The organism is uncultured Corynebacterium sp., from assembly GCF_937999985.1.
Taxonomy (GTDB): domain Bacteria; phylum Actinomycetota; class Actinomycetes; order Mycobacteriales; family Mycobacteriaceae; genus Corynebacterium.
Genome location: NZ_CALLDG010000010.1, coordinates 1 through 10,087, shown reverse-complemented (window position 1 = coordinate 10,087; position 10,087 = coordinate 1). Strand labels below are relative to the sequence as shown.

Below are 10,087 nucleotides of genomic sequence, written 5' to 3'. Positions count from 1 at the left end.
AGGTGACGAACAGCCGGGCGAAGGTGACGAACAGCCGGGCACGGACGGCTCCCTGTCTGGTTCCTCCAAGGGCGGCATCATCGCCGCAGTGATCGGTGTTCTGGCCGTCATCATCGGTGGCGCCACCGCCATTTCCTGGGTGCAGAAGAACGGTGGCATCCCCGCCAACATCGTTCCGCAGTGGGCCCGCGACATGCTGCCGCAGTGGGCGCGCGACATGCTCCACATCTAGACCAACTTAACCAGCACCCCAATCACCTCTAGCTCCCGCCTCACCAGCGGGAGCTATCTTCACCAGAAAGCAGGATCTAGATCCATGAAAGCTCGTTTCAAGACCATCACCTCCGTGGCCACCTTCAGTGCGCTGGCCCTGAGCGCCAACGTCCTCACCGTTCCAACGGCCCTGGCCACCCCGGCCGGCGATAACGTCGTCATCAGCGCCGTCTATGGTGGCGGCGGAAACAAGGGCGCCACGTTGAAGAACGATTACGTTGAGCTGTTCAACCCCACCGATAAGCCGATCCGCCTCGATGGCTGGACCGTTCAGTATCTCTCCGCCAACGGCGGGAACAACGTCAAGCCGATCGCGCTATCCGGCACCATCCAGCCGAAGGGCTTCTATCTGATCAAGGGCGCTGCGGGTAACGGCGGTACCCAGGATTTTGTTGCTGACGCCACCGGGGACGATTTGGCCATGCGCGGTAAGAACGGCACCGTCGTCCTGACTGACTCTTCCGAGAAGTGGGCCGCTGGAAACCCCGCGATCGACATCGTGGGCTATGGGAATGCGCAGGTGAACGAGACCGCTGGCAGCGCGGCTCTCTCTAACACCACGGCAGCCGCCCGTAACGACGAGGGCAAGGATACCGACGACAACAGCGCCGACTTCACCGTCGGCGATCCGAAGCCGCGCTACAGCGGTGGCGACGCGCTGGATCCGAACGCAGAGGCCCCGGATAACCCGGAGCAGCCGGAGAACCCGGACGACCCCAACGAGCCGGATCAGCCGGGAGACGCCGAGGAACACAAGATTTCCGAGATTCAGGGAACGGGGGAGAAGTCCCCGCTGGTGGATAAGCAGGTCAAGACGGCCGGCTGGGTCACCGCAAGCTACCCCTCCGGCGGCCTAAATGGCTTCGTGATCCAGGAGGGCGGCGCGGCACAGCTGCGCAAGGCGGGCGAAGCCTCCCAGGCAGTATTCGTTTACACGGGTAAGGGCGGCACCCCGGCGGACCTCGACAAGTGCGTCGTGGTCACCGGCAAGGTGGGGGAGCACTACGAGTCCACCCAGATCGGATTTGCCGAGTACACCGAGTCCGACAACCCGTCCAAGGACTGCGGTGAGAAGCCGGAGCCGATCACGGACGCCGTTCCTTTGGACGAGGAGACCCGCGAGGCCAACGAGCACATGATGTTCCAGCCTTCCGCTACCTACACCGTCACCAATAACTACGAGCTGAACCAGTACGGTTCCGTGGATCTGGTGGAGGGTAATGAGCCGCTGTACCAGGCGACTTCAATGGTGGCACCGGGAGCAGAGGCGCAGGCTTACGAGGCTGGCAATGCCAAGAAGATCGTCACCCTGGACGACGGCGCGACCCTCAATTACTTCCGCAACAAGGATGCGCAGAACACCCCGCAGCCCTACCTGAAGACCGCCGAGGGCATTAAGTCGCTGCGCGCCGGCGACCAGGTGAGCTTCTCCCAGCCGACGGTGCTGTCTTACGGCTTTGAGAAGTGGTCCCTGCAGCCAACCTCCCAGATCACGGGCGATACCGCGCAGGCAGATCTGCCGATTAGCTGGGAGGACTCCCGCCCGGCCGAGGAGAACGGCCCCGAGGAGGTCGGCGGCAGCCACTCCATCGCCAGCTTCAACGTCCTGAACTACTTCACCGACCTGGGCGAGGATCAGACCAATTGCGGTTCCTACAAGGATCGCGAGGGCAACCCTGTTACCGCTGACAAGTGCGACGTTCGCGGTGCCTATACCGAGCACGCATTCAAGGATCAGCAGGCCAAGATCGTCAAGGCGATCAACACCCTGGATGTTTCGGTGTTGGGTCTGGAGGAGATCCAGAACTCCGCCAAGTTCGGCAAGGATCGGGACGCTGCGTTGAAGCACCTGGTCGACGAGCTTAACGCGGCCGGTGGCAAGTGGGAGTACGTGAAGAGCCCGGCCACGGTAGCGAAGAACGAAGACGTCATCCGTACCGCGTTCATCTACCAGCCGGAGAAGGTGGAGCCGGTCGGGGAATCTAAGATTCTCGACGTGGAGGCCTTCGACAAGATCGCCCGCCAGCCGCTGGCGCAGCAGTTCAAGAACAAGGGTGCGAAGGACGAGCAGGCTTTCGTCGCCGTTGTGAACCACTACAAGTCCAAGGGCAGTGTGGCTCGCGGCGACGCGGATACGGGCGATGGTCAGGGTAACAACGCCCAGCTGCGCGCGGAGATGTCCCGCCAGCTAGTTGAGTGGCTGAGCGAGGACGCGGACTTCAAGGACAAGCCGCAGTTCATCCTGGGTGACTTCAACGCCTACGCGAAGGAAGACGCCATCCGCATCATCGAGGAGGCCGGCTACACCAACCTCGAGACCAAGTTTGACGCCGGCCATTCCTACCAGTTCGGTGGCCGACTGGGCTCCCTGGATCACGTCCTCGCCAACGAGAAGGCCACCGAGATAGCCACTGGCGCGGACGTTTGGGACATCAACGCCGACGAGTCGGTAGCGTTCGAGTACTCCCGGCGCAACTACAACGTGGTGGACTTCTACGAGCCGAACGTGTTCCGTGCCTCGGACCACGACCCGATCAAGGTGGGCTTCAACGCCCCGGGTGCGGAACCGCAGCCGGGACCGGACCCCGACGACTCGACCAACCCGGACAAGCCGGGCGGCTCCTCGGGTTCTACTGGTTCCACCGGGTCTCTGGGTGGTTCCAAGACGGAGCTCAGCGGCTCCGTCAAGGCGGGTATCATCACCACGATCATCCTGAGCATCATCGGCCTGGGTGCCGCTGGTGCGGGCCTGTGGGGTTGGGTGAACCACCTGATCCCGGCCAGCGCGGTGCCGAACTGGCTGCGCCCGTACCTGCCGCCGCAGCGCTAAAAGCGCCACAGATGCGGCGCCGCGGGGCTACGTGCGCAGCGCTTAGCGCTGGAAGTTCTGGTGACAGGACTTCATGGTGCCGCCCTGGTAGCCGCGCATAAACCAGTCCACGCGCATTTCGGAAGACCCGTGGGTCCACTTGTCAGGATCTACTTCCTGTCCGGAACTGGACTGGATGGCGTCATCGCCAATAGAACGAGCAGTCGCAATAGCCTGCTCGACCTGCTCCTGGGTGAGGGGCTCCAACAGAGCGTCCTCACCCTTGTCGGCGTTCTGAGCCCATACGCCGGCGTAGCAGTCGGCCTGGACCTCCATCTTCACAGCGTTGGAATCCTCACCCGGGTTATCGTAGTCGCTCAAGCCCAGGTTGCCCTCCAGGTTCTGGATGTGGTGGCCGAACTCGTGCGCGGTGACGTACATCTGCGCGAACGGGCCGTTGGATCCGCCCATCTGCTTCAGTTCGTCGAAGAACGGCACGGACATGTAGACCGTCTCGTCGCCGGGGCAGTAGAACGGGCCGGTGCTAGCGAGGTTCGCGGAGCCACAGCGAGTGCTGGTCTGCCCTTCGGCGAGCACCAGCCCCGGCTCCCTGTAATCGGTCCCGGCCTCGTCCGGCAGCGCCGAGCCCCAGAATTGGTCGACAGATTTCGCCGTGGCCAGCACACGGCAATCGTCGTTGTTGTTGGCGTCCTCGGCAGTCTGGCAGTGCTCGAAGCCCTCTCCGCCCTGACTGCTATTGACGCCCGCACGCTGATCTGAGCCGTTGTTTCCACCCAACATGCCGAATCCGCCATTGAAGAAGAACAGCGCGATGGCAGCAATGATGATGCCCGGTAGACCGAAGCGCCGACCAATGACACTGAGGAGGACACCCGAAAGCAAACCACCGCCGCGACCGCCCCCATTGCCGCCACCGCCGAAGCCGAGACCGCCCCCGCCGGAGCCGGTGCCTCCGCGTTGCCCGCGGTCGGAATAATTGTTCAGATTATTGTTAAAAGTCACAAGTGAATCGTGCCATACCCGGGCGACGTATACACCCTATTGCGGACAAGGTAAGCTGTAAGGCCGAAAAGACTAAAAAGCGAGGAAGGACTAGAGGAACGTGCTGCGCACACACCTGGCGGGCGAACTACGCCCAGAGAATATCGGTGATGAAGTGACCCTGACCGGCTGGGTTGGTCGTCGACGCGACCACGGTGGCGTCATTTTCATTGACCTGCGCGACCGCAGCGGCGTGGCACAAGTCGTCTTCCGCGAGTCCGAGGTGGCCGAGCGTGCGCACGACCTGCGTAGCGAGTACTGCCTGAAAGTAACCGGCGTGGTCGAGGCTCGCCCGGAGGGTTCCGAGAACCCGAACCTGGCCTCCGGCGGCATCGAGGTCAACGTGTCCGCCCTGGAGGTTCTGAACGAGGCGGCGGCGCTGCCGTTCCAGATCGACGATCCTTCTTCCTCCGGCGAGGTAGGCGAGGAGACCCGTCTGAAGTACCGCTACCTGGATCTGCGCCGCAAGACCCAGGGCGATGCGCTGCGCCTGCGCTCCCGTGTCAACCAGGCTGCCCGTGGGGTTCTGGCCGAGCACGACTTCACGGAGATCGAAACTCCGACGCTGACCCGCTCCACCCCGGAGGGCGCCCGCGACTTCCTGGTGCCTGCACGCCTGCGCCCGGGCACGTTCTACGCGCTGCCTCAGTCCCCGCAGCTGTTTAAGCAGCTGCTGATGGTCGCTGGCATGGAGCGCTACTACCAGATCGCTCGCTGCTACCGCGACGAGGACTTCCGTGCCGACCGCCAGCCGGAGTTCACCCAGCTGGACGTCGAGATGTCCTTCGCGGACCAGGAAGACGTGATCTCCCTGGCAGAGGAGATCCTGGTGGCCATCTGGAAGGAGATCGGCTACGAGATCTCCACTCCGATCCCGCGCATGACCTACGCCGATGCGATGAAGTACTACGGCTCCGACAAGCCGGACCTGCGCTTCGACATCCAGATCACCGAGTGCACTGACTTCTTCAAGAACACCACCTTCCGCGTGTTCCAGAACGAGTACGTCGGCGCCGTCGTCATGGACGGCGGGGCCGACCAGCCCCGCCGCCAGCTGGATGCCTGGCAGGAGTGGGCTAAGCAGCGCGGCGCGAAGGGCCTGGCCTACATTCTGGTGGGCGAGGATGGCGAGCTGTCCGGCCCGGTGGCCAAGAACATCACCGACGAAGAGCGCGCGGGCATTGCCGAGCACGTCGGCGCCAAGCCGGGCGACTGCATCTTCTTCGCCGCAGGCGAGACCAAGCCTTCCCGCGCGTTGCTGGGCGCTGCCCGCGGCGAGATCGCTAACAAGCTGGGTCTGATCAAGGAAGGCGACTGGGCCTTCACCTGGGTCGTTGACGCCCCACTGTTCGAGCCAGCGGCAGATGCCGCCGCGTCTGGCGACGTGGCCCTGGGGCACTCCGCCTGGACTGCAGTGCACCACGCCTTTACCTCCCCGAAGCCGGAGTACCTGGATAACTTTGACGAGAACCCGGGCGAGGCGCTGGCCTACGCCTACGACATCGTGTGTAACGGCAACGAGATCGGCGGCGGTTCTATTCGTATCCACCAGCCGGACGTGCAGGAGCGCGTGTTCAAGGTCATGGGCATCACCGAGGAGGAAGCCCGCGAGAAGTTCGGCTTCCTGCTGGATGCGTTCGCTTTCGGCGCCCCGCCGCACGGCGGCATCGCTTTCGGTTGGGATCGCATTGTCTCTCTGCTGGGCGGTTTCGATTCCATCCGCGACGTCATCGCCTTCCCGAAGTCCGGTGGTGGCGTGGATCCGCTCACCGATGCCCCGGGCGAGATCTCCGCGGAGCAGCGTAAGGAATCCGGTATCGATTTCAAGCCGAAGAAGGGCCAGAAGGGCCAGAAGGAAAAGTAGGCGAGTAGTAGTGCAATCAGTCGAGTCCACTGTCGAGGCGGCAACCCAAGTTTTGGCGACCCGCTTCGGCGGTTCACCCGAACTCAGCGATCCGCAGGATCTGGGCGGGAGTGGCTCCTCGACGGTACTCCGCTGCCGGATTTCCGCTGACCCATTCCTGCAGGAACGCACGGTGGTTATCAAGCAGCTGCCGCCGGAAAGCGAAGGGGGCGCGGACGCCGCGAGCGCTGATGGCAACGGCGGGGCCGGCGATGGCTTCAACGAGGGTTCCAGCGACGCAGGGGAGTTCGGCCCGGATGCCCTCGGCATGCTCCGCGAGGTTGTGGCCTACCAGTACACCAACACTCTGGCGGAGACGGTGCGCCCCGGCCCGGTGCTGTTGGCTTATGACATCGACCAGCGCCTGCTGGTTCTGTCGGACGCGGGCGACGGCACGAGCTTTACCGACGTGCTGACACTCCAGGATTCCAAGTCCCGCATCGGAGCCCTGCGTAAGCTCGGCCGTTCACTGGGCAAGATGCACGCCGCCACGTTCGGTGGCGCGCAGTCTTACTCCACCCTGATGCGCCGCCAGTGCCAGCGCCACCACATCAGCCCCGAGGCGATCGAAGAGTCCGACATCAACGTCGGCGAGCTCATCCAGTCGGGCGTGGACCTCATGATTTCCAACGGCCTGACTATCGACCCGGTGGTGCAGCGCTACGCCACGAAGGCCGCCGAGCGGCAGAGCAAGTCCGAGTTTCTGGTCTTCACCCCCTTCGACCTGGCGCCCGACAACGTCATGCTCACGGACAACATCGTGCTGCTGGACTACGAGTGGGCCGGTTTCCGGGACGCGGCCTTCGACGTCGCCTGCGTGGTGGCGGGGTTCCCGCAGGATAATTCCACCCCGGCTTTGGACGAGCCGGAGACCACGGAGTTCCTTGCTGCCTGGCGGGCGGAGGCGCAGCAGATCTGGCCTGCAATCTCCGACGACGAGGTCTTCCACGACTGGGTCATGTCCGCGCTGATCGGCTGGGCTTTCCTGTCGTTGATCATGATGTACTACGGTCGCCTTTCCGTCGCCAAGCACTCCTCGTTCGTTTTCGGTGAAGAGTCCGACAACCAGGAGGTTTCGCGCTCGATCCGCCACATGTCTGAGGAGCAGCTCGAGGACCTGGCCACGACGGTGGAAGCCATCAAGCGTTTCTCCCACCGCCGCGACTCCCAGGATTTCGAGGCGATTGGTGGCTTCGCGCGGGTCCTTTTGAAGGTGCTGTCGCAGCTGGGAGCCTTCCCGAACGAGCGCGAAGACTAGCGCCCGCCGACTAAAGCCGATGGACGATCTGTTTTCCCAAGGCCAGCAGGGCAGTGGCGCCGCTGCGACAAACGGAACCGACGAGAACGCCGCCGAAGCCTACTTTCACCCCGGCTCCCACGCCCCACTGGCGGTTCGCATGCGCCCCCGCAGCCTCGACGAGGTGGTAGGGCAGGACAAGGTTCTCGGCCCGGGTTCGCCGCTGCGCCGCCTGATCGAGGGCCAGGGCGATACCTCCGTCATCCTCTATGGCCCGCCCGGCACCGGAAAGACCACCATCGCCAGCCTCATCTCCCAGGCTTCCGGCCGCCGCTTCGAGGCCTTAAGCGCCCTGAACTCCGGCGTCAAGGAAGTTCGGGCGATCATCGAGCAGGCCCGCAAGCGCCTGGTCATGGGCGAGCACACCGTGCTGTTCATCGACGAGGTGCACCGATTCTCCAAAACCCAGCAGGACGCGCTGCTCTCCGCTGTCGAAAACCGCACCGTCCTGTTGGTCGCCGCCACCACCGAAAACCCCTCGTTCTCCGTGGTGTCGCCGCTTTTGTCGCGGTCGTTGCTGGTCCAACTTTCTTCTCTTAGTGACGCCGACATCCGCACCGTACTGCAGCGCGCCCTCGACGACGAGCGCGGATACGCTGGTCGATTGCGGGTGACCTCCGAGGCAATGGACCAGCTCGTCGCCATGGCTGCCGGTGATGCCCGCCGCAGTTTGACGTACCTGGAGGCCGCGGCCGAGGGAGTCGAGCCGGAAGGGGAGGACGGCGTGGCGGAGCTGGTGGCGTCACAAGTAAGAAAGTCCCTCAACAAGGCAGTGGTGAGGTACGACCGCGACGGCGACCAACACTACGACATCACCAGTGCCTTCATTAAATCCATCCGCGGTTCGGATCCGGACGCCGCGCTGCATTACCTAGCCCGCATGTTGGAAGGCGGCGAAGATCCGCGCTTCATCGCCCGCAGACTGGTGATCCACGCCAGCGAGGACATCGGCATGGCTGATCCGCAGGCGCTGCAGGTGGCGGTGGCGGCGTATCACGCGGTGAGCTTCATCGGCATGCCAGAGGCACGGCTCAACCTGGCGCAGGCCACGATTCACCTGGCGACCGCGCCGAAGTCCAACGGGGTGATCGCGGCGATCAACTCCGCTATCGGCGACGTGCAGGCCGGGAAGGGCGGGGCAGTGCCGGTTCACTTGCGCGACGGGCACTACCAAGGGGCGAAGGCGCTGGGTAACGCGGTGGGATACGTCTATCCGCACGATGACCCCAAGGGCGTGGTGCCGCAGCAGTACCTGCCAGACGATCTGAAGGACGCGGTGTATTACCGGCCGACAACCCACGGCCACGAAAAGACCATTGCCGCGCGCTTGAGTAGCCTTAGGGCTATCGTTCGCTCCTTCCTGACCCGGGGGTAGAATGTACGCATTCCATTTACAGTCGATATAGAACTCTACGAGGTAAAGCCACCGTGCAAACGCATGAGATCCGCCAGCGCTTCATCGAGCACTTCACCAAGGCCGGGCACACCGAGGTACCCAGCGCATCGCTGATCCTGGACGACCCGAACCTTCTGTTCGTGAACGCCGGCATGGTTCCGTTCAAGCCCTACTTCCTGGGCCAGCAGAACCCACCGTTTGAAAACGGCACGGCGACCTCCATCCAGAAGTGCGTGCGCACCCTGGACATTGACGAGGTCGGCATCACCACCCGCCACAACACGTTTTTCCAGATGGCGGGAAACTTCTCTTTCGGCGCCTACTTCAAGGAAGGCGCGATCACGCACGCCTGGACGCTGCTGACCGACCCGCTGGAGGAAGGCGGCCTGGGGCTAGACCCGGAGCGTCTGTGGGTCACCGTCTATACCGACGATGACGAGGCAGCGGAGATCTGGAACAAGAAGATCGGCGTGCCCGAGCACAAGATCCAGCGCCTCGGCATGGAGGATAACTACTGGTCCATGGGCATTCCCGGCCCGTGTGGCCCCTGCTCGGAGATCTACTACGACCGCGGCCCCGAGCACGGCCAGGAGGGTGGCCCGATCGTCGACGACACCCGCTACATCGAGATCTGGAACCTCGTGTTCATGGAGAACGAGCGCGGCGAGGGTCTGGGCAAGGGCAACTTCGAGATCGTCGGTAAGCTGCCGAAGAAGAACATCGATACCGGCCTGGGCATCGAGCGTGTCGCCTGCATCCTGCAGGACGTGGACAACGTGTACGAAACTGACCTGCTGCGCCCCGTGATCGACGTGGCCCAGGAGGTCACCGGCGCCAAGTACGGAGCCGACCAGGCCAACGACGTGCGCTTCCGCGTGATCGCCGATCACTCCCGCACCGGTCTGATGCTGATGCTCGACGGCGTGACCCCGGGCAACGAGGGCCGCGGCTACATCCTGCGCCGCCTACTGCGCCGAATCATCCGCTCCGCCCGCCTGCTGGGCGCAACGGGGGAGACCCTGGAGAGGTTCATGGACACCGTGCGCGAGACCATGACGCCCTCCTACCCGGAAATCGCCGAGAACTACGAGCGCATTCGCGCCGTGGCTCTGGCCGAGGAGAAATCCTTCCTGAAGACCCTGGAATCCGGCTCCCAGATGTTCGACAACTGGGCCCACGGCGCCAAGGAACGCGGCGAGGATACCGTCCCGGGCGACGTTGCTTTCTCCCTGCACGACACCCACGGCTTCCCGATCGACCTGACCCAGGAGATGGCCGCCGAGGCCGGCCTGAAGGTGGACATCGACGGCTTCCACGACCTGATGGCGGAGCAGAAGGCCCGCGCCA

At 63.8% G+C, this 10,087-nt stretch carries 7 protein-coding genes; 6 read left to right on the top strand and 1 reads right to left on the bottom strand.

Annotation, left to right across the window (positions count from 1 at the left end):
• Positions 1–232, top strand: a 232-nt coding sequence (locus Q0331_RS00385) for a hypothetical protein (protein WP_298073870.1), incomplete at its 5' end; no start/stop codon positions are given.
• 84 nt (positions 233–316) lie between these two features.
• Entirely contained in the window at positions 317–3,103 is a 2,787-nt protein-coding gene (locus Q0331_RS00380; RefSeq protein ID WP_298073868.1) for an ExeM/NucH family extracellular endonuclease, read from the top strand.
• Positions 3,104–3,145: 42 nt separating this feature from the next.
• On the opposite strand, the gene Q0331_RS00375 is transcribed toward Q0331_RS00380, so the two are convergent.
• Positions 3,146–4,105 carry a neutral zinc metallopeptidase gene (locus Q0331_RS00375; RefSeq protein WP_298073864.1) on the bottom strand — a complete coding sequence of 320 codons (960 nt, stop codon included), beginning with the start codon at positions 4,103–4,105 and terminating at the stop codon, positions 3,146–3,148.
• Positions 4,106–4,205: 100 nt separating this feature from the next.
• On the opposite strand from Q0331_RS00375, the gene aspS reads away from it, so the two are divergent.
• From aspS to alaS, 4 genes are all read left to right on the top strand, one after another.
• Positions 4,206–6,008, top strand: a complete 1,803-nt coding sequence (gene aspS, locus Q0331_RS00370; RefSeq protein ID WP_298073863.1) for an aspartate--tRNA ligase — start codon at positions 4,206–4,208, stop codon at positions 6,006–6,008.
• 10 nt (positions 6,009–6,018) lie between these two features.
• Positions 6,019–7,305 carry a phosphotransferase gene (locus tag Q0331_RS00365; RefSeq protein WP_298073861.1) on the top strand — a complete coding sequence of 429 codons (1,287 nt, stop codon included), beginning with the start codon at positions 6,019–6,021 and terminating at the stop codon, positions 7,303–7,305.
• Between the two features lie 19 nt (positions 7,306–7,324).
• Positions 7,325–8,719 (top strand): replication-associated recombination protein A, encoded by a 1,395-nt coding sequence (locus Q0331_RS00360; protein WP_298073858.1) that lies wholly within the window; start codon positions 7,325–7,327, stop codon positions 8,717–8,719.
• 53 nt (positions 8,720–8,772) lie between these two features.
• A partial coding sequence (gene alaS, locus Q0331_RS00355) for an alanine--tRNA ligase (protein WP_298073856.1) occupies positions 8,773–10,087 on the top strand: 1,315 nt, incomplete at its 3' end.

Excerpts from the sequence above, each read along its gene's own strand:
- Q0331_RS00380 (WP_298073868.1), top strand. The coding sequence starts at position 317 with ATGAAAGCTCGTTTCAAGACCATCACCTCCGTGGCCACCTTCAGTGCG.
- Q0331_RS00360 (WP_298073858.1), top strand. The coding sequence starts at position 7,325 with ATGGACGATCTGTTTTCCCAAGGCCAGCAGGGCAGTGGCGCCGCTGCG.